General features: G+C 67.9%; 20 protein-coding genes. 11 read left to right on the top strand and 9 right to left on the bottom strand.

The window, feature by feature from the left end; translation table 11 throughout:
* Nucleotides 1-25: 25 nt before the first annotated feature.
* Entirely contained in the window at nt 26-1,528 is a 1,503-nt protein-coding gene (locus tag U5918_RS07740; RefSeq protein ID WP_336000670.1) for a carboxypeptidase M32, read from the bottom strand.
* 176 nt (nt 1,529-1,704) lie between these two features.
* Between U5918_RS07740 and U5918_RS07735 the strand changes: the two genes are divergently transcribed.
* Complete coding sequence (locus U5918_RS07735; protein WP_336000669.1) at nt 1,705-2,976, top strand: chemotaxis protein CheC; 1,272 nt, start codon at nt 1,705-1,707, stop codon at nt 2,974-2,976.
* Here U5918_RS07735 and U5918_RS07730 read toward each other — a convergent pair whose 3' ends face one another.
* Nucleotides 2,977-3,579, bottom strand: coding sequence for a hypothetical protein (locus U5918_RS07730; protein ID WP_336000667.1), 603 nt, complete (start codon nt 3,577-3,579; stop codon nt 2,977-2,979). It lies immediately after the preceding gene.
* Nucleotides 3,580-3,614: 35 nt separating this feature from the next.
* Nucleotides 3,615-4,712, bottom strand: coding sequence for a M20 family metallopeptidase (locus tag U5918_RS07725; RefSeq protein WP_336000665.1), 1,098 nt, complete (start codon nt 4,710-4,712; stop codon nt 3,615-3,617).
* 100 nt (nt 4,713-4,812) lie between these two features.
* Between U5918_RS07725 and U5918_RS07720 the strand changes: the two genes are divergently transcribed.
* A complete protein-coding gene (locus tag U5918_RS07720; protein ID WP_336000663.1) occupies nt 4,813-5,820 on the top strand; it encodes a DUF368 domain-containing protein in 1,008 nt (335 codons plus the stop codon).
* A 27-nt stretch (nt 5,821-5,847) separates the two neighbouring features.
* On the opposite strand, the gene U5918_RS07715 is transcribed toward U5918_RS07720, so the two are convergent.
* A complete protein-coding gene (locus U5918_RS07715; RefSeq protein WP_336000661.1) occupies nt 5,848-6,123 on the bottom strand; it encodes a glutathione S-transferase N-terminal domain-containing protein in 276 nt (91 codons plus the stop codon).
* A 127-nt stretch (nt 6,124-6,250) separates the two neighbouring features.
* Between U5918_RS07715 and U5918_RS07710 the strand changes: the two genes are divergently transcribed.
* Both U5918_RS07710 and aceA read left to right on the top strand, forming a co-directional pair.
* Nucleotides 6,251-8,119, top strand: a complete 1,869-nt coding sequence (locus tag U5918_RS07710) for a PINc/VapC family ATPase (protein ID WP_336000660.1) — start codon at nt 6,251-6,253, stop codon at nt 8,117-8,119.
* A gap of 681 nt (nt 8,120-8,800) precedes the next feature.
* The gene (aceA, locus tag U5918_RS07705; RefSeq protein WP_336000659.1) at nt 8,801-9,871 is read left to right on the top strand and encodes an isocitrate lyase; all 1,071 of its coding nucleotides are present in this window, start codon (nt 8,801-8,803) and stop codon (nt 9,869-9,871) included.
* Between the two features lie 130 nt (nt 9,872-10,001).
* On the opposite strand, the gene U5918_RS07700 is transcribed toward aceA, so the two are convergent.
* The gene (locus U5918_RS07700) at nt 10,002-10,184 is read right to left on the bottom strand and encodes a hypothetical protein (RefSeq protein ID WP_336000657.1); all 183 of its coding nucleotides are present in this window, start codon (nt 10,182-10,184) and stop codon (nt 10,002-10,004) included.
* Nucleotides 10,185-10,477: 293 nt separating this feature from the next.
* Here U5918_RS07700 and U5918_RS07695 point away from each other — a divergent pair, with 293 nt between their 5' ends.
* The 6 genes from U5918_RS07695 (at nt 10,478) to U5918_RS07670 (ending at nt 15,824) form a co-directional block, all read left to right on the top strand.
* A complete protein-coding gene (locus U5918_RS07695; protein WP_336000656.1) occupies nt 10,478-11,134 on the top strand; it encodes a helix-turn-helix domain-containing protein in 657 nt (218 codons plus the stop codon).
* Nucleotides 11,135-11,226: 92 nt separating this feature from the next.
* Nucleotides 11,227-11,583, top strand: coding sequence for a DUF7344 domain-containing protein (locus tag U5918_RS07690; protein ID WP_336000655.1), 357 nt, complete (start codon nt 11,227-11,229; stop codon nt 11,581-11,583).
* Between the two features lie 136 nt (nt 11,584-11,719).
* Nucleotides 11,720-13,030, top strand: a complete 1,311-nt coding sequence (gene aceB / locus U5918_RS07685) for a malate synthase AceB (protein WP_336000653.1) — start codon at nt 11,720-11,722, stop codon at nt 13,028-13,030.
* A 105-nt stretch (nt 13,031-13,135) separates the two neighbouring features.
* Nucleotides 13,136-13,798, top strand: a complete 663-nt coding sequence (locus U5918_RS07680) for a potassium channel family protein (RefSeq protein ID WP_336000651.1) — start codon at nt 13,136-13,138, stop codon at nt 13,796-13,798.
* 317 nt (nt 13,799-14,115) lie between these two features.
* The gene (locus U5918_RS07675; RefSeq protein WP_336000649.1) at nt 14,116-15,222 is read left to right on the top strand and encodes a putative sulfate/molybdate transporter; all 1,107 of its coding nucleotides are present in this window, start codon (nt 14,116-14,118) and stop codon (nt 15,220-15,222) included.
* 128 nt (nt 15,223-15,350) lie between these two features.
* Complete coding sequence (locus U5918_RS07670) at nt 15,351-15,824, top strand: DUF7384 family protein (protein WP_336000647.1); 474 nt, start codon at nt 15,351-15,353, stop codon at nt 15,822-15,824.
* A gap of 101 nt (nt 15,825-15,925) precedes the next feature.
* Here the strand turns inward: U5918_RS07670 and U5918_RS07665 are convergent, their stop codons facing one another.
* The 3 genes from U5918_RS07665 to U5918_RS07655 form a co-directional block, all read right to left on the bottom strand.
* Nucleotides 15,926-16,570 (bottom strand): DUF389 domain-containing protein, encoded by a 645-nt coding sequence (locus tag U5918_RS07665; protein ID WP_336000646.1) that lies wholly within the window; start codon nt 16,568-16,570, stop codon nt 15,926-15,928.
* 236 nt (nt 16,571-16,806) lie between these two features.
* On the bottom strand, nt 16,807-17,457 hold the full coding sequence (locus tag U5918_RS07660) for a non-canonical purine NTP pyrophosphatase (RefSeq protein ID WP_336000645.1): 651 nt from the start codon (nt 17,455-17,457) through the stop codon (nt 16,807-16,809).
* A gap of 41 nt (nt 17,458-17,498) precedes the next feature.
* Entirely contained in the window at nt 17,499-17,771 is a 273-nt protein-coding gene (locus U5918_RS07655; protein WP_336000644.1) for a DUF5808 domain-containing protein, read from the bottom strand.
* Nucleotides 17,772-17,859: 88 nt separating this feature from the next.
* Between U5918_RS07655 and U5918_RS07650 the strand changes: the two genes are divergently transcribed.
* Nucleotides 17,860-18,306: a DUF6653 family protein gene (locus tag U5918_RS07650; protein ID WP_336000643.1), complete on the top strand. Its 447-nt coding sequence runs from the start codon at nt 17,860-17,862 to the stop codon at nt 18,304-18,306.
* Here U5918_RS07650 and U5918_RS07645 read toward each other — a convergent pair whose 3' ends face one another.
* Nucleotides 18,307-19,956: a bifunctional N(6)-L-threonylcarbamoyladenine synthase/serine/threonine protein kinase gene (locus tag U5918_RS07645; protein ID WP_336000642.1), complete on the bottom strand. Its 1,650-nt coding sequence runs from the start codon at nt 19,954-19,956 to the stop codon at nt 18,307-18,309.
* Nucleotides 19,957-20,029 lie beyond the last annotated feature (73 nt).

The following is a 20,029-nucleotide window of genomic DNA, read 5'->3' as shown; positions in this document are numbered from 1 at the left end:
CGAGGGTTAAGCGTACGGCCCGGCGCTAGAGGTCGTACAGGTCGCCGAACTTCCCGCGGGCGTAGTCGAGGAAGTAGTCGGCGGTGAACGCCTCGCCGGTGGCCGCCTCGATCAGGTCGTCGGTGGTGTACCGGCAGCCGTGGCGGTGGACGTTCTCGGTCAGCCAGTCGTGCAGGCGGTCGAACTCGCCGTCTCGGATCTCCTCGTCGAGACTTCCGAGGTCGTCCTCGGCCGCCGCGAACAGTTGCGCCGCGAGCACGCTCCCCAGCGAGTAGGTAGGGAAGTAGCCGAAGTTGCCGTGGGTCCAGTGGATGTCCTGCAGACAGCCCTCCGCGTCGGTGTCGGGCCGGACGCCGAGGTACTCCTCCATCTTGTCGTTCCAGACCTGCGGGATCTCGTCGACCGCCAGGTCGCCGCGGACGAGGTCGCGTTCGATCTCGAACCGGAGGATGATGTGGAGGTGGTAGGTGAGTTCGTCCGCCTCGACCCGGATGAGGTTGTCCGGGTAGATCCGGTTCGCGGCCTCGTAGAGGTCCCGGGGGGCCACGTCCGTCCCGAGGTGGTCGTTGACCGTCGGCGCGAAGAGGTCCCAGAAGGGCCGCGACCGGCCGACGTGGTTCTCCCAGAGCCGGGACTGGGACTCGTGTACCGAGAGGTCACGGGACTGCCCCAGCGGCGACCCGTAGTGCTCCTGCGGGAGGCCGAGGGTGTAGGTGGCGTGGCCGAACTCGTGGATGGTCGACCCGAGCGCGTCGAGGGGATCGTCGGGCTTGAACCGCGTCGTGACGCGGGCGTCGAACTGGTTGCCCATTGAGAATGGGTGGGCGGCGGTGTCGAGGCGACCGCGGTCCCAGTCGTACCCCAGCGTATCCAGTGCGTCGCGGACGAGTTCCTCCTGGCGCGTTTCGTCGTAGGTCCCTTCGAAGGGATCGGCGAGGTCGACGTCGCTGTCGTCGATCGCGTCGATCAGCGGGACCAGCTCCTCCCGGAGTCGCTCGAGGATCCGCTCGGCGGTGTCGATCCCCAGGTAGGGCTCGTACTCCTCGAACAGCACCTCGTAGGGGTCCCGGTCGGGGTCGATCTGGGCGGCGTGTTCGCGCTTGAGTTCGACGATCCGTTCGAGCGTCGGCGCGAACTCGTCCCAGTCGTCCTCGCCTTTCGCCTGCTCCCACGTCGGGAGGGCGTTCGAGGTCGTCTCCGAAATCTCCTCGATCAGGTCGCCGTCGACCCGGGTCGCCCGCTCGTGTTCCCGGCGGACTTCGCGGACGACTGCGGCCTGCTCGGCGTCGAGGTCGGTGCCGTCGAGTGAATCGAGGGACTCCGCGAGCGCGTCGTCGGTGAGCAGTTCGTGGTGCAGCGCCGAGAGCGCGGCCGTCTGCTGGGAGCGGGCGGGCGTCCCCCCTTCGGGCATCATCACCTGCTGGTCCCAGCCGAGGACTCCAGCCGCGTTCCCGACGTTCGTCATCCGGCGAACGTGGTCCTGGAACGACTCGTAGACTGGGGATTCCCCGGCGTCGTCGGTTGCCATGGCCGACCCTTCGGCTGCCCGGACAAAAGGGGTTGGTTCACCGGCAGTGTCCCGCCAGTCCCAGCGTTGATAATAGCGGGGAAACAGCTATTCCACACCTGTCGTGAGATATGGTGACATCCCTTCCACGCTCGCGTCGACGCGACGGCGCGGGACCGCGGCGGGTGACCCAACAGATGTACGTCGACATGGACTCGCTCGAGGCGTTGAACCTGCTCGCGCGGGACGGCACGGAGCGGGCGAACCGTGCGCTGGCGGACCTGACCGGCGCCAGCACCGCGATCGGGTCGACGCGGATCCTGCTCGTCGACCGCGAGGACGTGGTCGAGCGGATCGAGACCGGCGGCTACGAGGTCGTCCGGTTCGACATCGCCGGGACGCTGTCCGGGACCGCACTCCTGCTGTTCGACCGGCCGGCGACCGAGGCCGTCGTCGACGCGCTGGTCGGCGGCGCCGAGGACGGCATGGGCTCCGCCGCGCTCAAAGAGACGGCCAACATCCTGATGGGCGCGTTCACGACCGACTGGGGCGACCACCTCGGGACCGGGCTGGAGATGACCGCCCCGACCTACCTCGACGACCCCGACGCCGACGCGCTGCAGCTCGACCCGACGGGGCCGGAGACCGACAGCGCGCTCGTCTTCCACAGTTCGATCACCTGGCGGGACGCTGCGGGCCGAATCGACGTCTACCTCGCACCCGACCGCGCGGCACTGGACCCCGTCTTCGCCGAGACCGACGCGGACGAGGCCGAGGAACCGGCCGACGCTTTCGACCCGGACGAGGACGGCCTCTTCGGCATCGAGGAGGGGACCGACTCGATCCCCCTCGAGAAGCTCTCGGTGTTCAGCGACCTGACCAAGGAGGGCTCCGCGGCCGCGGCCGAGCGCGTGACGGAGATGACCGGCGTCGAGACCGAAACTGAGCTGGCCGGCATCGCCTTCACGCCCGTCGACGACGTCGCCGCCCAGCTGGGCGACGGCGACTACGTCGGCACGACCGTCGCGTTCGAGGGGACGCCGAGCGGCTCGCTGATCGTCCTCTTCGACAGGGCGTCGGCCACGAACATCGCCGAGGCGATGTTGCCCATCGAGCCCGACGGCGACGGCTTCACCGACATGCACGAGAGCGCCATCGAGGAACTCGGCAACGTGATGACCAGCGGGTTCATCGACGGCTGGGCGAACGTCCTCGAGACCGGCGTCGAGCACACTCCGCCCGAGTACGTCGGCGACGTGAACGCCGCCGTGCTCGAACTCGTCACCGAGCAACTGGGCCCGTTCCAGACCCATGCATTTACCATCGAATCGACGCTCCGGACCGAGGACGTCGCCTTCTCCTGCGAGATCCACGCCCTGCCCGACGAGGCCGACCTCGGCGCGGCCCTGGAGGCCCTCGCCGTCGAGCGCAAGGACCAGACCGACGCCGATCCGGACGACCTGTTCTGATCACTGCTCCTGCTCGGTCGTCTCTGCGACCCACACCGGGACCGACCGCGAGTACTCCTGATCGGCCAGACGGACAGTCACGTCGACGGAGCGAGGTGTGGCCTCGACGACCGGATCGAAGTCCGGTTCGGGCGTCGACAGGACGCGGCCGTCCCGGGCGAGCGTGGTCGTCAGATCGACGTTCGCCGCGAAGCCGTACTCGTCGTGGTCCAGCGTGTACCCGACCGAGACCGACCCGAATCCCCGATCTTCCAGCACGGTCCCGACCCGGTCGGCTGCGACGCTGGCCGTGTTCGTCCTTCCCCACTCCTCGAACGGACTGGTCGCGTACTGCTCGGGATACTCCGGCGTCCCGGTCGGGATCGGCGTCTCGGCGCTCCCGGTCGCGGCGTACCGGACCGCGTGCCTGTCGTCGAGAAAGGCGTACCGGCTCCGGTCGTAGGTCCGACTGGCCGAAACCGGGTCGGCCGCGCCACGTTCCCGCCTGTTCGTCCCGGCCGTCGGCGTGTCCTCGCCTCGGCCAGTCGAGTCGCCGGCACAGCCGGCGAGTGTGCCGACGCTGGCGAGCGCCAGCGCCCCGAGGAGGGCCCTCCGTCGTGTCATCGAGACCGACTTCAGCGGCGGCCGGTAAGTGCTTTCTATCCGGAGAAGGATTCGGCCAGATCGCGATAGGTCCGGGCACACCGCTCGATGACGTCCAGCGACGCGCTCTCCGTTGCGGTGTGGGCCTCGCCCGGTTCGGCGATGCCACAGATCACGCAGTCGGTCCCCGCCTCGGTGAGCCAGCCGGCGTCCGTCGCGTGGGGTTTGACGACGTGTTCGGGGGCACCCTCCTGCGCTGCGTCGGCGGCGTCGAGGACGGCATCGGCGAAGTCGGCGTCCCCGCAGGCCATCGGCGGGAGGTCCTGATCGACCGTCCACGCGACCCCCTCGATCTCCTCGACGCGGTCGAGGGGCGCGCGCTCGCCGGGAACGGTGCGTTCGTCCACCGTGAGGGTACAGCGCTCGGGGAGCACGTTCATGGCCGAGCCGCCCTCGATCTCGGTGACGGCGACCGACCCCTCCATTTCGTGTCCGAGGACCGACGTGGCGGGGAAATCGAGGTCCCGGATCACTTCGACCGCGTCGGTCGCGCGGTAGATGGCGTTCTCGCCCTGCTCGACCTCGCTGGCGTGGGCCGCCTCGCCGCGGGCGGTGATCGTGCTGCCGCGCCGGCCCTTGTGCGCGACCGCGACGTCGGTGACCCCCGGCGCCGAGTAGCCCGTCGAGCCCTCGGTCACGACTGCGTAGTCCGGCGCGAACCCGTCGTCGATCGCTGCCTGCGCGCCGACGCCGCCGACCTCCTCGCCGACGAAGGAGGCGAAGACGAGTTCGCCGGCCGGATCGCACTCGGCGAAAGCGACCATCGCGGCCGCGAGCGCGCCCTTCATGTCGGCGGTGCCGCGGCCGTAGATGCGCCCGTCGCGTTCCTCGATCACGTACGCGCCGTCCTCGTCGACCTGTGACTCGTCCGGCGGCACCACGTCGTGATGCCCCACGAGAGCGAGCGTCGTCTCTCCCTCGCCCTTTCGGGCGAATACGTTCCCGCCCCTTCCCTCGTCCTCGCCGGCGTCGTCCCGGGTCACGGCGGCGTCGGTGTGCTCGCGGAGCCACCGCTCGATCCGGTCGCCGGCGGCGGCCTCCGAGTCGTGGCTGGGGATGGCCACCAGTTCGCGCGTCAGCTCGTTCGCGTCCATACCCCGCGGTGGGGCCGGGCGGGGCAAAAGTCCACGGCGAGGCCCCCGGGTCCGTCGCGTTTCCCAAGAGACTTCACCGAGTTCGTGATACTCCGAGTGAATGCCGTCACCGCCGGACCACGCGACCGAGGAGCGACCGACGCTCGGGGGCTCAGTCCCGCCGCTACGCGAGTGGGCCTCGACCTTCCTGATCGGCCTCTTCATGGGCAGCGCCGACGCCGTCCCGGGGGTCTCCGGGGGCACCATCGCCCTGATCGCCGGGATCTACGAGCGGCTCATCTCCGCGGTCACGGCCGTCACGCCGGGCCAGGTGCTCGCCTTCCTGAAAGCGCTCACGCCGCTCGACGGCGGCGTTTCGGTCCGCTCGGCCGAGGCCGTCTTCGACGAGGTGGACGGCTGGTTCCTGCTCATCTTGCTCACCGGGATCCTCACCGCCGTCGTCGTCGTGACGCGGGCGGTCCACGTCCTGAATCAGGAGGCGCCGGTCCTGCTCTTCGGTTTCTTCTTCGGCCTCATCGCCGCCTCGGCGGTCGTCCTGCTGCGCGCCATCTCGATCCAGAGCGCTGAGGCGGTCGCCGCCGCCGTCGTCGGGTTTACCGCCGCCTTCCTGCTCTCCGGGGAGATCGAGACGCTCGTCGGCGGTGGGCTGGCGATCGTGTTCCTCGCCGGGATGGTCGCCGTCAGCGCGATGATCCTCCCCGGCATCTCGGGATCGCTGTTGCTCGTGATCCTGGGGCAGTACACCCGGCTGTCCGAGACGCTCTCCGTGTTCGTCGACCGACTGGCCGGGCTCGTCAGTGGGGGGTCGCTGGACTCGCTGGTGAGTCCGGGCACCGTCGTCCTGACCTTCGTCGGCGGTGGGCTGGTCGGTCTGTTCACGATCTCCCGGCTCGTGCGGTACGCGCTGGACCGCAACCGCGAGGTGACGCTTTCCTTCCTCGTCGCGCTGGTCGTGGGCGCGCTCCGCGCGCCGGTCGTCGAGGTCCGCACCGAAGTGGGCTTCTCGACCGACGTGTTGCTGACCTTCGCCGGCGTCGCGGTCGTCGGGGCCGTCGTCGTCCTCGCGCTGGACTGGTACGCCGCCGACTTCGAGATCGAGGAGATCTAGGGCTCCGCCTGGTCGGTCGCGAGTCGATCACTCGCCGCCCGCGGAGCCGTACTGTTCGCGGAGGTACTCGTCGATCCGGTCGCTCTCGTACAGCGTCTTCCGCTTCGTGTGGTCGACCAGGAACGGGATCTGGTCCTCGCCGCCGATGGCCTGGAGCTCGGTGTGGCTCCCCTCGTTCAGTACCTCGGGGTCGTCGCCGATGCGGCGGGGGTTGTGGGCGACGTACGAGAGGCCGAGGTCGGTCAACGTCTCGCGGACGGCAGCCGAGTGGGGGCACTCCTCGGCCTGGTAGAGTTCGAGCACGGGACGGGATTCGGTCGCCTGGCGGGTCAGTGTATCTGCGGCGTGGTGTCCGGTCGCTTCGCCGGGCGCGGTTCGGGCGGGCGACGGCATCACGACCCTTATGGGGCGACCGGCTCCTAATACAGGTATGAACGTCGTACCGGACACCAGCGTCGTCATCGACGGCCGCGTGTCCGAACACGTCGCCGCCGGCGAGTTCGCCGGCGCGACCATCTACGTGCCGGAAGCGGTCGTGGGCGAACTGGAGTCACAGGCCAACGAGGGCCGGGACAGCGGCTGGGACGGCCTCTCGGAACTCCAGGCGCTCGCGGACCTCGCCGACGAGGGCGAGATCGACCTCGAGTACGTCGGGCGCCGGCCCGACGCGGTCGAGAAGCGCGACGCCGGCGAGGGCGAGATCGACGCCCTGATCCGGGACACCGCGGCCGACCGCGACGCGACCCTGTTTACCTCCGACATCGTCCAGAGCGAGGTCGCCACGGCGAAAGGGATCGACGTGGAGTACGTCGAGCCGGTCGTCGAGGAGACCGCCGTCGAGAACCTCTCGATCGAGCGGTTCCTCGACGACACGACCATGAGTCTCCACCTGAAGACGGGCGTGGCGCCGATGGCCAAACGGGGCGAACTCGGCGAGATGCACTACGAGGAGATCCGCGAGGAGGCCTCGACCGAGTCCCAGCTCAAGGAGTGGAGCCAGGAGATCGTCAACAGCGCTCGTGCAAGCCCGGACGGGTTCATCGAACTCGACGAACCCGGGATGACCATCGTCCAGTTCCGGGACATGCGGATCGCCATCGCCAGCCCGCCCTTCGCCGACGGTCACGAGATCACCGTCGTCCGGCCCATCGTCAAGACGGACCTCGACGACTACGAGTTCGCCGACGAACTCCGCGACCGACTCACCGATCACCAGCGCGGCGTGCTGATCTCCGGTGCGCCCGGCGCCGGGAAGTCGACCTTCGCGCAGGCCGTCGCCGAGTTCCTGGCCGACGCCGACTTCGCGGTCAAGACGATGGAGAAACCGCGGGACCTGCAGGTCGGGCCGAACATCACCCAGTACACGGAACTGGGCGGCGAGATGGCCAAGACCGCCGACTCGCTGCTGATGGTCCGCCCGGACTACACCATCTACGACGAGGTCCGGAAGACCGACGACTTCGAGGTGTTCGCGGACATGCGCCTGGCGGGCGTGGGCATGATCGGCGTCGTCCACGCCAACCGGGCGATCGACTCGCTCCAGCGGCTGGTCGGCCGCGTGGAGCTGGGAATGATCCCCCAGGTCGTCGACACCGTCGTGTACATCGAGGAAGGTCGGGTCGAGACGGTCTACGACGTGACGACGGAGGTCAAGGTTCCCGAGGGGCTGATGGAGGAGGACCTCGCCCGGCCGGTCATCGTGATCCGGGACTTCGAGACCGGCGAGGCCGAGTTCGAGATCTACACCTTCAACCGGCAGGTCGTCACGGTCGAACTCGGCGAGGACGGCGACGGCGCGGGCCGCGACTCGGGCGTGGACCGCATCGCCAAACAGGAGGTCGAACGCGAGATCCGGTCGATCGCCCACGGCCACGTCGAGGTCGAGTTGCGCGGGCCCAACACCGCCGTCGTCTGGGTCGAGGACGACGACATCTCGCAGGTCATCGGGAAGGGCGGCGGACGCATCTCCGAGGTCGAGAACCGCCTGGGCATCGACATCGACGTGCGGACCCTCTCGGAGAAACCCGGCGGTGGAAGCGGCGGCGGCGCGGCCGCCGGCGGTGCCAGCGGCGGGCAGGCCGGCCAGATCGTCACGCCGGAAGTCACCTCCCGGCACGTCGTCGTCCCGATGGAGGGCCACGCCGGCGAGACCGTCGAGGTCCAGGCCGACGGGGAGTATCTGTTCACCGCGACGGTCTCGCGGGGCGGGGAGATTCAGGTGTCCCGTGGCAGTGCGATCGCGGAGGAACTCGAGCAGGCGATCGACCGCGGGAAGACGATCACAGTAGTCCCTTCCTGATTCGGTAGCCCAACCCTGATCCGGTAGCCCTCGGGCGATCTCCGGCGTGGAACGATCGCTCGAGGCGACTGTTCGCCGCCCTATCGTTTCAAATCTGATAATCGGCCGCAAGGTATTTTACCCATCCGCGCCAAACCGGTAGTAGGCACCAACACGGTGCCACCCCCACCCCCCACCGATCCCCCACCCCCCTTTCTACTTCGACGCCACACCCCCGAGCGACGGCCGTGTGTCTCGGTCCGATGATCAATTCGACGAGCCGTGGCGCTTCCGGATTCCCGTGCTAGAGAACCACAATCCCTTATATCGGTTAGTTCGCTCTAGGTCACGGAAGGCGATTAAAGAGTTTTAACATTATAGAACATAACATTTTTCTGCTGATGTATCCTCGTGTGGAGTGCGTACGAACAGACACCGCGACTCGCGGGTGGAGTTCCATATGTTCCCGGACACGAACCGTCGCAGCAATAGATCGGCAGTCGGCCTCGGCACGTGGGGTCAGCGGTCGAATCGTTCGACCGCGGGCCCCGGGAGTGGGCACATTCGGTCGCGTCTGCGACGGCACCGGACCGGTCTCGCGACTCACCCGCACGATCACCGGACGGCGCTCGGGTCCCGTCGTCCGCGGATCGATTCGACAGAGATAAACCGATTCTTCCGGAGGACCTACACGCAATAACCATGGCACACGATTCAGACGGGGAGGACCCCGTTGCGAGCAGCGTTCGAAGTACAGAACCGTTCCTCCGCGACGTCGACAACGAGTCGGCCCGCGAACTGCGCGACCAGCTGAACAACCAGGACTACGTCTTCGCGCCCGGTATCTACCACGCGCTCGACGCCCGCCTCGCCGAGATGGCCGGCCTCGACGCCGCGTACATGTCGGGTTACTCGACGGTCCTCGGCCAGTTCGGCTTCCCGGACCTCGAGATGGTCGACATGCGCGAGATGGTCGAGAACGCAAAGCGCATCGTCGAAGCGACGGAGCTGCCCGTCATCGCGGACTGTGACACCGGCTACGGTGGCATCCACAACGTCCGCCGCGCCGTCCGCGAGTACGAGAAGGTCGGCGTCGCCGCGGTCCACATCGAGGACCAGACGACGCCCAAGCGCTGCGGTCACATCGCCGGCAAGAAGATCGTCTCCCGCGAAGACGCCAAGGCCCGCTTCGAGGCCGCCGTCGACGCGAAGCAGGACGAGGACACGATCATCATCGCCCGGACCGACGCCTACGGTTCCTCCAACGGTGACTGGGAGGAGCACCTCGAGCGCGGTCGGATGTACGCCGACGCCGGCGTCGACCTGGTCTGGCCCGAGATGCCCGACCCGTCCCGCGAGGACGCCGTCAACTACGCCGAGACCATCCACGAGACCCACCCCGACCTGAAGCTGGCCTTCAACTACTCCAGCTCCTTCGCGTGGAGCGAGGAAGAAGACCCGCTCACGTTCCAGGAACTGGGCGATCTGGGCTACAAGTACCAGTTCATCACCCTGTACGCCCTGCACTCGGGCGCACACGCGGTCTACGAGGACATGGTCAACATCGCGGAGAACGACGAGGAAGCCCAGTGGGACCTCGAAGGTCGCTACCTGGGCCACGAGACCGAGAGCCACCACCAGCTCTCCTTCGTCCCGCGCTTCCAGAACATCGAGGCGCAGTTCGACCCCGAGGCCGCTCAGCGTCAGGAGGAGTCCGCCGGCTTCACCGACGAAGGCGACGCGGTCCTCTCCAGCGAGAACGACGACGACTGATCGGCCCGTCGAACGACGCGCCTCGCGCGTCTACGGGTGACTACCGACCATTTCTTTCGCCGGCGACGTCTCACAGCGACGGCGCCGTCGCTCGCCGTCGAGTTCGGGTCACCGCGTCGAGAAGCGTTCGCTAGTCGTCGCTGGCGCGCTCCACGACCGTCACCACGACGTCCCAGTCGGGGTGGCCGTCCGCGCCGTCGACGTCCCACCCGCCGGTCACGTCCACGTCGTTCTCGTGTGCCGCGTGCAGCAACTGCCCGAGTACCGTCTCGAACGTCTCGTCGTCGGTTACGTCCAGATCGATGTCTTCCATTGTGGTCTCACGGGTATGCAGTGACTTCCGCAGAACCGGTGCCCCCGGCCGTCCCGCGTGAGGTCCCTGGCAGTGTACTCTCTCCGTGCCCAATCATATGGGGCCCCGACTTAATAACCCACCTATTACCTTGGTATACCAGGTGTTGCACGCCAATCCGGCCGCCGTCTACGCATTCGTATCGGATAAATTAAAAAAAAACCGCAATTGCTTACGTCTGGGGCGTGTAGCCTCGCATACCAAGGCAGCCACATTTGACCCCCGAACAAGAATCACAGGACACTGACCGGTTCATGAGTGTCATCGTGGAGATAGAAGTCGTTGCGAGTGATTTCGAGCTCGGTCGTATCCTCGATCTCGTCCCGGGTACGCGGATCGAGGTGGAAACGATGGTACCGGCAGGTGAACGCGCCGTCCCGCTGTTCTGGGTGTTCAACTCTGACCGCGAGTCGTTCGAGACCAGCATTCAGGAGCACGGCTCGGTCGAGGAGATCACCGAGATCGACGTCTTCGAGGACCGGATCCTCTACGCGATCGACTGGGACGTCGGCACCGACCGCTTTTTCGGCGCCATCACCGACAACGGCGGCCACGTCCTGGCCGCGACGGGCCACACCGACGCCTGGCAGTTCGAGTTGCGCTTTCCCAGCCACGAACAGCTGTCCGCGTTCCAGACGGCACTCGAGGACGCGAGAATCCACCACCAGGTAGCCCGGGTGTACAACCCGACCAAACCCGATGCCGGCCCGTGGTTCGGGCTGACGCCGACCCAGCGCGAGGCGCTGACGCTCGCCGTCGAGACGGGGTACTACGACATCCCGCGCAATTGCACGACCGTCGAACTCGCCGACAAGCTCGGCATCTCCGATCAGGCCGTGACCGAGCGGCTCCGGCGGGCCATCGTGAACCTCGTCGATCACTCCCTCCTCGTGAAAGACGAAGAGTCCTGATCGGGGTCGCGCCGCCACCTGGTTACGCCGACCATGGTATACGAGGCATGAGATACATCTGCAAGACTGTCGTGTATCACTATAGCTCAGCCATGACTCCCTCAGGTTCGGATCGCGACGTCGCCTCGGCCGACGCGCTCGGTGACTCGACGCTCGACGCGTGTTTCGAGCTGTTGGCCCATCGGAATCGACGACTGCTCCTGTCGACCCTGGCCGAGACCGGGGACGACAGGCTCCCGCTGGGCGTGCTGACGGATCAGATCGTGTCTAAGCGAGTGGGCGCGGTCGATCACGAGTCGATCGTCACGGAACTCCACCACGTCCACCTGCCGAAGCTCGAGGCCGAGGGGGTCCTCGAGTACGACGCGGATCGGTCGATGGTCCTGTACCGCGGGGACGAACGGATCGAACGGTTTCTGCACGCAGTCGAGCAGGCCGGGGCGGACTGACGGCCTGCCTGCTTCCACCGCCGAGTAGCCCGAAAACAACTCGCGGCCGCGCGTTCGGAACCGCCCGGGCAGACCCGCTCTCGACTCGATTCGGCCAGCTTTAAGAGTCGCGGAGTAGACTCCACGAGTGACAGAGATGACTGCAATCGACAAGCGTACACACGAGCGGAAGTTCGTGCGGACGTTCTTCACCACGCCGACGGCGGTCGAGGGCGAGGACGACTCCGCGAAGATGCTGAAAAAGTCCATCCAGCTCCGCGGGATGCAGGCCCCCGACGTCTGGGTGCCCGACAACGAGGACGCCACCGCGCCGAACATGCGCGACGAGGGCGCCCAGAACATCATCGACGTGGTCTCGGCGGACGGCGCCGACTTCCCCGGCGAGATCCACCCCCGCGTCGTCTGGCACCGCGACAGCCCCACCACGCGCTACCAGGGCTTCCAGCGCATGCTCGAGATGGCCGACCCCGACAACGGAGCCATCGAGAACATCGACGGCTTCGTCATCCCCGAGGTCGGCGACGTCGACGACTGGAAGAAGGCCGACGAGTTCTTCACCATCATCGAGAACGAGCACGGGCTCGAGGAAGGCAGCCTCAAGATGTCCGTCATCATCGAGAGCGGCGCCGCAGAGCTCGCGATGAGCAAGCTCCGCGACGAGATGGGCAAGCCGACCAACAACCTCCAGCGGATGTTCCTGCTGGTCGACGGCGAGGTCGACTACACCAAGGACATGCGCGCGATCACGCCGACCGGCGGCCTGCCCGCCTGGCCCGAACTGCGCCACAACACCTCCCGCGGCGCCAGCGCCAACGGCCTCATCGCGGTCGACGGCCCCTACGACGACATCCGCGACGTCGAGGGCTACCACGAGCGCATGACCGAAAACCAGGCCAAGGGCCAGCTCGGCATCTGGTCGCTGACCCCCGGCCAGGTCGTCGAGGCCAACAAGAGCCCGCTCCCGCCCGAGGAGGGCTACTGGATCATCGACGCCGACGGCCGGACCGTCGAACTCGAGAGCCAGGACGGCGTCGAGGTCTACAGCGGCGAGCGCATCGAACTCGAGGAAGAGGGCGACGGCTACGAACTCGAGGTCGGCGGTGACGAGTACGAGCTCACCGAGGACGAACTCACCGAGGAACTGCTCGACCTGCTCGACTACGTCCCGAGCCTCAACGACATCGTCGACTCCATGGAGGAGTTCGAGGCCGCCAAGGAAGCCGGCAAGGGCGCCATCGCGATGACCCAGTCGGCCACCGTCAGCATCGACGGCGTCGAGGTCGACGTCGCCAAGGACCGCATGTGGGACGAGGCGACCTACCAGGCCCTCCAGACCCCCATCACGCTGTTCCAGGACGTCTACGAGAACCGTCCGGACCAGCACGACGACCTGGCCGACCTCTACGGCGAGGACGTCGTCGACCGCGCGATGGACGTCGGGAACTGAGGCCGCACGCACACGCTTTTCTTTTCGCCCCGTCCCGCCCAGCCGCGGCACCCGCGACCGACAGTGGGGGTAGCGTTTTTACCCGTGGTGGCATACCACACACCCATGAAGTTCGTCATCGTCGGGTTCGGTCGCGTCGGGATGCGCACCGCACGGAACCTCCAGTCGGAGGGCCACGACGTCGTCATCGTCGAGAACGACCACGACAAGATTGCGCGCGCCGAGAAAGAGGAGTTCGCCGCGGTCGAGGGCGACGGGGCCCAGGAGGACGTGCTGGAGGCGGCCGGGATCGACGAGGCCGACGCCGTCGCCGCCCTGACGGGCGATCTCAATACGAACTTCGCGGCCTGCATGGTCGGGAAACACCACGGCTGTCGAACAGTATTGAGAATCGACGAGGACTACCGCGAGGAGATCTACGAGAAGTACGCCGAGGACGTCGACGAGATAATCTATCCCGAGCGACTCGGCGCCGCCGGCGCGAAGACCGCGCTGCTGGGCGGTGACTTCAACGTCCTCGCCGACATCACCGAACAGTTGTCCGCGGCCACCATCCAGATTCCGTCAGATTCGCCCGCCATCGGCGAGCGCGTCGTGGCGATCGAACTCCCCGCCGACGCGCGCCTCTACGCCCACGGCCGCGCGAACGAACCCATGACGATCCCGCTTCCGCAGACGGAGGTCCAGGCCGGCGACAGCATCTCGATTATCTCTCACCCGGACTCGCTGGCCGCCGTTCGCCAGCAACTGCGCGGAGAGAGTGCCTGAGCCGTCGCTTCTCGAGTTCGGCCCGAAAGGAGTGGGGTGGGGTCAACGGTGTCCGGGCGCGCGATAGGATGGGAGACTGTGACCGCCTCGTCGCGCCCGTATTTTTCACGTCGGGAGGGAAGTACTTAAAATCGCGTCAGACATCCGTCACACTCCAAAGAAATCGACGGAGGGCGAGGCGATCGACGTCCATCGTGGCCGTCGCCGAGTCCCCCCGTCAGCCCGGGCGCTAGCCACCTGCCGTGACGGAGAGGCCCCCAACGAAACCGAGAGGGGTTTCAGGCAACGTTGATACGGTGGCGGGTCGGAAATCACGTGTGGCCGTCTCCAACCTGGAACGCGTCGACGAGCGCCTTCCCTTCGCGGTCGGTGACCTGACGGGTGCGTTAGGGGATTCGGTTACGGTGCTACCCCTCGTGGTCGCCCTGGGCGCGCTGACGCCCGCGTCGCTGGCGCACGTCCTCGTCGGCTTCGGCGGCTTCCAGATCCTGTGGGGCCTTCGCTACGACCTGCCGCTGTCGGTCGAGCCGATGAAGGCCCTCGCGGGGCTGGCCATCGCCGGCGCGCTCTCCTACGCCGAACTCGTCGCCGCCGGCCTGCTCGCCGGCGGCGTCCTGCTGGTCATGGGTGCGACGGGTGCCCTTGGCCGCCTCCAGCGCGTGATCGGCCGGCCGGTCGTCCGCGGCGTCCAGTTCGCCGTCGCCCTGTTGCTCGTCGAGGCGGGCCTCGACCTCGCGCTGGGTGACCCCCAAATCGCCGTCCTCGGCGTCTGCGTCGCCGGTGGCGTCGCCCTCGCCGGCTTCCCGCGGGCCGCCGCCCTGGTCGTCCTCGCGCTGGGGACGCTGTGGACCGCCCTGCTCTCGGGCGTCCCCGCCCCAGCACTGCCCGCCCTCGCGGCGTTCCCGAGCGGCGGTCCTACCCTCTCCGGTGCTGCCCTCGAAGGCACCCTGGCCCAGCTGGCGATGACGGTCGGCAACGCCGCCGTCGCCACCTCGCTGCTCTGCGACGACCTGTTCGACCGAGAGGTTTCGCCCGACCGCCTCGCCCGGAGCATGGGCGGGATGTCCCTCGCCGCGGTCCCGCTGGGCGGCCTGCCGATGTGTCACGGCAGCGGCGGCCTCGCCGGGAAGTACGCCTTCGGGGCGCGGACGGGGACCGCCAACGTCGTGCTCGGCGTCCTGTACCTCGCCGGCGCGCTGGTGGCCGGCCTCTGGCTCGCCTTCCCATTGGCGTTGCTGGGCGTGTTACTCGCCGCCGTGGCGGCCCAGCTCGGCCGCGTCGCGCTGGACACCGACCACCTCCCCCTCGTCGGCGCCATGGGCCTGCTCGCGCTCGTCGCGAACGTCGGCGTCGCCTTCCTCCTCGGCCTCACGTACTGGCTCGTCCGCGAGCGCCGCGCCGACGGCAACTCCCGGACCGCGTGAACGCAGGCTTTTCGACCCTCCCGCACCCACTCGGGCTATGACCTGGGCGGAGCTGTTCGCGCGCGCCGACGAGTACGAGGTCGACCTGTCGACCATCCGCGAGCGCCTGGCACGCAGGCGAGAGGAGCATGACTGACGCGCCCGATCCCGCTCGCTTCGTCGCCGACGCGGACGTCCTGGCCGCCGACCTGCTCGTCGGGGGGCCCGCCCGCGAGGCCCTCGACATCGCCCGCGCGCACGACTGGGTGACGCTGGTCGCCAGCGACGCGCTGCTCGACGACGCCGAGGCCGTGATTACCGACTGCGCCGACGCCGACCTCGCGGCAGACTGGCGCGAGAAGATCGAGGATCTACGCGCCCCCGTCGAACATCCCGCGGGCGACCACCCAGCGCTCGCCTCGGCGTACAACGGCGACGCCCCGCACCTGCTCACCTTCGACGAGGACCTCCAGTCAGCACGGGCCGGGGCCGCCCTCCGAAAACACGTCGACGTGAGCGTCCGCGAGCCCCGCGCGTTCGTCTCGCTGTTCGACCCCGAATCGATGTACGAGGTCGTCGTCGGCGGCGAGTACCACGGACCGGACCGGGACCCGCGGGCGTAGTGTCCGTTCCCGATTCGCTCGGTACAGCGGATGAGTGTCGCAAGGAGTACGTTCGACTCGGCATGGACGAGCGAAACAGGCGATAGGCACGGTATGCCGTATTAGTCTGTTCGCGCTTCACTATCGCCACGAGTGTGGAGCCAGAGTGTTAGCGTCCCGGTTATCACGACCATGCCTGCATTTACGACGAGTAAGAGGAGGCCCCCACTGGCCGCGGCAGGCGCTCGTGACAGTAACGTTATTCCCCCAGCAGCTGCGGCCGGGACGAGAGCGAGGGCAGCGACGACGCCGACGAGCGTGTCCGTCCGTTCTTCGTCGGTCGCTATCCCCGCCGCGATACCCGCCGCGGCAGCAGCAATGACGCTGTACCAGCCGGCCGTAATGCGTTCCTCGAGTAGTGGTTTCTCGATGAGGTTCTCCGCAGCTGGGAGAACTCCCGTCACGTTCAGTATCACCGTCGTTACCATCGCCCCGACAGTCGCAGCCAACAGACCGCCGAACGCGACCATGGCCCCGAATCTGGCTCGATCCAACCGCTTGGCAGCAATTCCAGCGGAAACGAGTTCCAACGGCGTCAATGCCGGGGCAACGACCATCGCGCCGATGAGGATCGGAATCGAGTTTGTGAGGAGAGCCACGCCAGCGAGCACACCGGACATCGACATCAAAACGAGATACGACGTATCGAGGCCGACCTGTTCGTAGAGATTCTCGCACTTGTCGCTGAGGGAGATTCGGGGACACACATCGAACAACTACGGCCGTGTCGGTTGAAACAATTGCGAGGATGCGGGGTATTGGGCTGTCGAAACACCCGGTCGGTGCGTCTTTCGACGTTTGCCTCGCTAGCGCTCGGCAAACTTCCGGGAGAACGGAGTTCTCCCGATGTCCCAGCTACTAACGTTCCTGGTACCACGCCCAGACGGTTCGGGGTGCTCGCTGTCGCTGCGCTCCCGGACTGCGACTGGTCTGCTATACCTCGCTATCGCTCGGTATACCACTCCCCAAACTTCGCCAGCGCCCGCCCGCGGTGGGAGACCGCGTTCTTCTCCGCGGCGCTCATCTCCGCGAACGTCCGGTCGTCGTGCTCGAAGATCGGGTCGTACCCGAACCCGCCGTCGCCCCGCGGCGCGACGATCTCGCCGGGGACGTACCCTTCGAAGATCTTCACCGGGAGGTCGCCCGCCGCGACCTGGTCGTCCGTCGTGGCTGCCCCGCGCTCGTCGGCGGCCTGGTCCTGCCCGCGACGCTCGTCGCCGGTATCGACCGGGTCGGGCGAGGCGTCGAACCCCTCGCCGTCGCAGTAGGCCAGCACCGTCCTGAACGCGGCCGAGCGGTCGTCCTCTTCGCTGGTGAGTCGCCAGACCCGCTCGACGCCGACCGTGTCCTCGACGTACGAGGAGTAGGGGCCGGGAAAGCCGTCGAAGGCGTCGACGAACAGGCCGGCGTCGTCGACCAGCACTGGCTCGTTCGCGTGCCGATAGGCCTCACGCGCGCCGTGGGCGGCGACGGTTGCGAGGTCGTCGGCCTGAATCTCCGTGTAGTCGAAATTCAGCTGTTCGACCGCGTCCGCGCCGAGATACTCGCGGGCTTCTCGCACCTTCCCCTCGTTGGTCGTCACGAACCGGAGCATACCCGCCGGTCGGCGGCGGGTGACAAAAGGGCCGTCGGTCGTCAGTCGACGATGACCTCGACCGGTTCGTCGTCGTCCGCGCCGGTCTCCTCGTCGTCGGCGTTGCGGCTCTGGTAGAATAGGAGGCCGGCGACGGCCAGCACGACCCACGAGCGCCAGTTGGCGAGGTTCAGCGTGTAGCCGATGCCGAAGGGCTTCTCGACGAGCATCCCCTCGTCCGGACGCCAGTACGAGGAGAGAAGCCGCTTGATGCTCGGCCGCTCGAAGTTGTACGGTACCCCGAAGATCTCACCTGACTCGGGCTTGTCAGCCATACACGGTGTTTCGACAGGCCGCGTTAAGACGTTTGTCCTGCCGACCGGGCCCCTCCGCGTTTATGCCCGCCCCACCCCTCGTTCCTGCATGACCGATCGATCCAGCCTCGCCGCGCTCCGGGCGGCCGTCTGGGAGCGCCACGCCAACCCGAAGAGCGGGTGGTCGCGCCTCGCCACGCTCCCGCTCCTCATGGTGGCGATCTACCGCCGCGACCGCCGGCTACTGGTCGCGACGCTGGCCTTCGTCGCGATCAATCCCGTCCTGTTCTCGCCCCCGGAGTCCGACGACGCCTGGATGACCCGCGTCGTCTACGGCGAACGGCTCTGGCTCGACCGCGGGACCTGGCGCCACCCGATCCAGTTGCTCAACGTCGCCAACGCCCTCCTCACGCTGTACGCGCTCCGCGCGGCCGTCCGCCGCCAGCCCGTCCGGACGACGCTGGCGACCGCCGGCGCGATGACTGCGAAGCTCGCCTTCGTCGCGTTCGTGGCGGACTATTACGACCGGCACACGGAGGCGGAGACAGCACGATAGCTACTGGTACCGCCCGCGCCCCTCGATCTCCCGCAGGTGATCGAGCACCCGCTCGTCGCCCTCCGAAGCGTAAGCCGTCTCGGCGGCCGATAGGAGGGCCGCTGCGTCGTCGCTCGTCCCCGCCAGCGACTGGGAGAGGACGTGCAGGTCCATCGCGTGGTCCTCGCGATCGTCCGTGTAGTAGCCCAGGCCGAAGTCGATGAGGTAGGTGCGGCCCTCGCCACTCTTTCCTTCGACGGAAACTCGAACGTTTCGGGTCGTCGGATCGCCGTGGACGAACCCCGCCTCGTGGATCGTCGCCAGGTGCCGGCCCACGTCCCGCACGTTCGACTCGGTCAGGCGCTCGCGCAGGTCGGCGTCGCCGACGTATTCGAAGACCAGCCGGGTGTCCCACGGATCCACGTCCAGCAGAACCGGCGTGGGAACGCCGTGACGGCGCGCCTCGACGGTGAGCCGGGCCTCCTCGCGGGTGCGCTCGACCCGCAACCGCTCGTCGAGGTCCGGATGGCGATAGCTGCGCGGCACCCGGTGTTTGATCACGCGGTCGCCGTCGATCTCGACCGTCGCTTCCGCGCCCTTGAGCCGGTCGTCGTCGTCCGTGACGGCCCCCGCGTCCGACGCCCGCCCGCGCCAGGTGACATCGACCTGATCCGGCCGGAAGTCGGCGTCGATGCCCGACTCCGCGATCGGGATCGTGTCGCCGGCCGCGTACATCTTCGCGCCGAGGACGGCGATCATGCCGGCGTTGTCGCGCAGGAAGCGCGGTTCGGGCGCGAAAAAGGTCGCCCCGCGCTGCTCGCACATTGCCCCGAGCATCTCCCGGAGGCGGGCGTTCTGGCCGACGCCCCCGCCCAGCACGAGTTCGTCGCTCCCGGTCAGGGAAAGCGCCCGCTCGCTGACCTCCGTCAGCATCGCGAAGACGTGCTCCTGCAGGCCGTGACAGACGTCCTCGACGTGGACGCCCTCGTCCACGGCCGCCTTGGCCGCGCTCATGATCCCCGAGAAGGAGAAGTCCATCCCCTTGACGACGTAGGACAGTTCGTGGTACGCGCCGTCTCTGGCCGCCTCCTCGACCTTCGGGCCACCCGGGTGGGACCAGTCCAGGTGGCGCGTGAACTTGTCGATGGCGTTGCCCACGCCCGTATCCATCGTCTCGCCGAGCACGCGGTAGCGACCGTTCCGGTAGGCCAGGACGTGCGCGTTCGCGCCGCTGGCGTTGAGACAGATCGGCGAGTCCAGGCCCGAGCGGTGGCGGCCGATCTCCAGGTGAGCCACCATGTGGTTGACGCCCACCAGGGGCACGTCGAGTCGCTGGGCGACCGCGCGGGCCGCCGTCGCGACGATGCGCAGGCACGGCCCCAGTCCCGGGCCGCGGGAGAACGCGACGCAGTCGACCGGCGGGTCCCCACCGTCGAGGTCCGTGTCTGGGTCCTCACGCGCCCACTCGCGGGCCGTCGAGAGTGCCGACTCGACGACCTGGGGGACGTGCTCGCCCATGTGCTCGGCGGCCTCGCGCGGGTGAATGCCGCCGCTGTCGGGCTGGTAGGCCTCGGTCTCGATGGCGACCGCGTCGGACGCGACGTCGTAGACGGCCGCACTGGCCGCCCAGGCGGTGCCCTCGATGCCGAGAACGCGGGTTCGATCGCTCACGGCTCCCTGCGAGCCGCGTTGGCACTCGCGGTCTCCGAACGCGTGGGCTGGATCCACTGCCGGACTGCGCTCA

Origin of the sequence: Halorientalis sp. LT38, assembly GCF_037031225.1 — an archaeon.
GTDB classification, from domain to species: domain Archaea; phylum Halobacteriota; class Halobacteria; order Halobacteriales; family Haloarculaceae; genus Halorientalis; species Halorientalis halophila.
The sequence above is the reverse complement of the archived record's forward strand: the minus strand, read 5'-3'. Positions and strand labels throughout refer to the sequence as shown.

What these genes read in the sequence shown, in the direction of transcription:
- U5918_RS07670 (WP_336000647.1), top strand. Translation starts at nt 15,351, where the DNA reads ATGACTGACGCGCCCGATCCCGCTCGCTTCGTCGCCGACGCGGACGTC.
- aceB (WP_336000653.1), top strand. Translation starts at nt 11,720, where the DNA reads ATGACTGCAATCGACAAGCGTACACACGAGCGGAAGTTCGTGCGGACG.
- U5918_RS07710 (WP_336000660.1), top strand. Translation starts at nt 6,251, where the DNA reads ATGAACGTCGTACCGGACACCAGCGTCGTCATCGACGGCCGCGTGTCC.
- U5918_RS07650 (WP_336000643.1), top strand. Translation starts at nt 17,860, where the DNA reads ATGACCGATCGATCCAGCCTCGCCGCGCTCCGGGCGGCCGTCTGGGAG.
- aceA (WP_336000659.1), top strand. Translation starts at nt 8,801, where the DNA reads ATGGCACACGATTCAGACGGGGAGGACCCCGTTGCGAGCAGCGTTCGA.
- U5918_RS07730 (WP_336000667.1), bottom strand. Translation starts at nt 3,579, where the DNA reads ATGACACGACGGAGGGCCCTCCTCGGGGCGCTGGCGCTCGCCAGCGTC.
- U5918_RS07700 (WP_336000657.1), bottom strand. Translation starts at nt 10,184, where the DNA reads ATGGAAGACATCGATCTGGACGTAACCGACGACGAGACGTTCGAGACG.
- U5918_RS07740 (WP_336000670.1), bottom strand. Translation starts at nt 1,528, where the DNA reads ATGGCAACCGACGACGCCGGGGAATCCCCAGTCTACGAGTCGTTCCAG.
- U5918_RS07660 (WP_336000645.1), bottom strand. Translation starts at nt 17,457, where the DNA reads ATGCTCCGGTTCGTGACGACCAACGAGGGGAAGGTGCGAGAAGCCCGC.
- U5918_RS07690 (WP_336000655.1), top strand. Translation starts at nt 11,227, where the DNA reads ATGACTCCCTCAGGTTCGGATCGCGACGTCGCCTCGGCCGACGCGCTC.
- U5918_RS07680 (WP_336000651.1), top strand. Translation starts at nt 13,136, where the DNA reads ATGAAGTTCGTCATCGTCGGGTTCGGTCGCGTCGGGATGCGCACCGCA.
- U5918_RS07655 (WP_336000644.1), bottom strand. Translation starts at nt 17,771, where the DNA reads ATGGCTGACAAGCCCGAGTCAGGTGAGATCTTCGGGGTACCGTACAAC.
- U5918_RS07735 (WP_336000669.1), top strand. Translation starts at nt 1,705, where the DNA reads ATGTACGTCGACATGGACTCGCTCGAGGCGTTGAACCTGCTCGCGCGG.
- U5918_RS07695 (WP_336000656.1), top strand. Translation starts at nt 10,478, where the DNA reads ATGAGTGTCATCGTGGAGATAGAAGTCGTTGCGAGTGATTTCGAGCTC.
- U5918_RS07725 (WP_336000665.1), bottom strand. Translation starts at nt 4,712, where the DNA reads ATGGACGCGAACGAGCTGACGCGCGAACTGGTGGCCATCCCCAGCCAC.
- U5918_RS07720 (WP_336000663.1), top strand. Translation starts at nt 4,813, where the DNA reads ATGCCGTCACCGCCGGACCACGCGACCGAGGAGCGACCGACGCTCGGG.